The 2003-nt window shown below is 66.7% G+C and carries 1 protein-coding gene; it reads right to left on the bottom strand.

Features of this window, described 5'->3' with window-relative positions; translation table 11 throughout:
* Window positions 1-2003: transglycosylase domain-containing protein (locus tag ACYQ8K_RS30000; protein WP_459974995.1), on the bottom strand; the 2003-nt coding region annotated here is incomplete at both ends.

Below are 2003 nucleotides of genomic sequence, written 5' to 3'. Positions count from 1 at the left end.
GGGGCGGCGGGGGTGCGGCGGGCACTCCCGCGTAACCGCCGATCTCGGTCGGCTTGGGGAAGGATTCGTTGGACGTGCCCTTGAGCGCGCCGTCCATGGTGGACTTCCAGATGTCCGACGGCAGCCCCGAGCCGTAAACCGGTCCACCGGAAGCCGTTACCAGCGGGCTATCGCCCTTGGCGGTGCCCACCCACACCGCGGTCGACAGCGACGGCGTGTAGCCGACCATCCAGGCGTCCTTGTTCGAGGTGGTGTCACCGAGCTGGGTGGTGCCCGTCTTGGCCGCCGACGGCCGGCCGCCGGCCAGGGCGTGGCCGCGCGAATAGGCGGCGATCGGCACCATGGCCGCCGTGGTGTTATCGGCGACGGCCTTGGGGATGCGCTGCTCGGTCTTGTTGTCGGAGTTGGCCGCGTCGAACAGGACCTGGCCGTCGGAGTTGACGACTTTTTGCACGAAGTGCGGGCGATGATAGACACCGGAGGCCGCCAACGTGGCGTACGCCGAGGCCATGTCGAACACCCGGGTTTGATACTGGCCCAGCACAACTCCGTTGTTGGGTGGTCCGCCCTTGCCGTCCTCGGACAGGGTGTGGGCGACGCCGGGGAAGCTGGTCGCGACGCCGGCTTGGTGCGCGGCGTCGGCGACGGCCTGCGGGCCGCCCTTGAGCTTGAGCATCAGCCGGTAATAAGAGGTGTTCAACGACATCTTGAGCGCCTGGGCGATGTTGCAGGTGCCACAGCTCTCGCCCTCGACGTTGGTGATCTTGATGCCATCAACGGTCAGCGGTGAGCTGTCCACCTGGAAGCCCAGGCCGATCCCCTGCTCGAGCGCGGCGATGAGGCAGAACACCTTGAACGACGACCCGGTCTGCAGGCCGGCCTGAGCGAAGTCGAAGCCGTTGGCGTCGGTGCCGCCGAAGTAGGCCCGTATCGCGCCGTCGTGTGGATCGACCGAGACTGCGGCCGAACGCATGTCGGGGTCCTGGCCGTCGAGGTACTTCGACACCGCGTTCTCCGCCGCCTGTTGGGCCTTCGGGTCGATGGTGGTGGTGACCTGCAGGCCCTGCGTGTTCAGGGTCCGCTCGTCGATGTTGAACAGCTCCATCAACTCTCTGGTCACCTGACGCTCGATCAGCCCGTTGGGCCCGGTCGTCTGGTTCTGCGCGCGCGCCTGATCCGGCGGCACGGTCGGCGGAAACGCCTGCGCCGAACGATCATTCGGAGACAGCGCTTTGGTTTCCACCATGCCGTCGAGCACCCAGGCCCAGCGGGCGCGGGCGCCCTGCGGATCGACCGCCGGGTCCAGCGAGGACGGTCGCCGGATCAGCGCCGCCAGCAGTGCACCCTCGGAAACCGTGAGCTGCTCGACGGGCTTGTTGAAGTAGGCCTTGGCGGCGGCCGAAATCCCGTAGGCGCCCCGCCCGAAGTAGATGATGTTCAGATAGGCCTGCAGCACATCGTCTTTCGACCACTCCCCCGACATCTTCGTGGCGATGACGAGTTCCTTGGCCTTGCGCATCAGGCCGCTGACCCCGTGCTGGGCCGAGCCGACGAGCGCATTCTTCACATACTGCTGCGTGATCGTCGACCCACCCTGCAGGTCACCGCTGCCGAAGAGGTTGTTGTTCACCGCGCGCACGAAACCGGTGAAGTCGAACCCCGGGTTCGAGTAGAAATTGCGGTCCTCGGCGGCGATCACCGCCTGGCGCACATGCACGGGGACTTGGTTGATGTTGACGTCGACCCGATTGCCCTCCGGCGGGATGATCTTGGCGATCTCCGAGCCGTCGCTGGCCAGGATCGTCGAAACCTGGTTGGTGCGAAGGTCCCCCGGCTTGGGGATGTCGACGATGAAGTAGGCCATCGCGAACGTCACGATCGGCAACAACACCAGCACCGCCGCGCAGATGTACGCCCCTCGCCGCACCCACAGCCAATTGATCTGCTCGGTCCAGGCCCAGTCGCGCCACGGGGGTACGGGAAGCCCGCCGGGACCGGTGGGG

This window comes from Mycobacterium sp. MUNTM1 (genome assembly GCF_054660795.1).
Note: the sequence above shows the minus strand (reverse complement) of the source record. Positions and strands in the feature narration are given on the sequence as shown.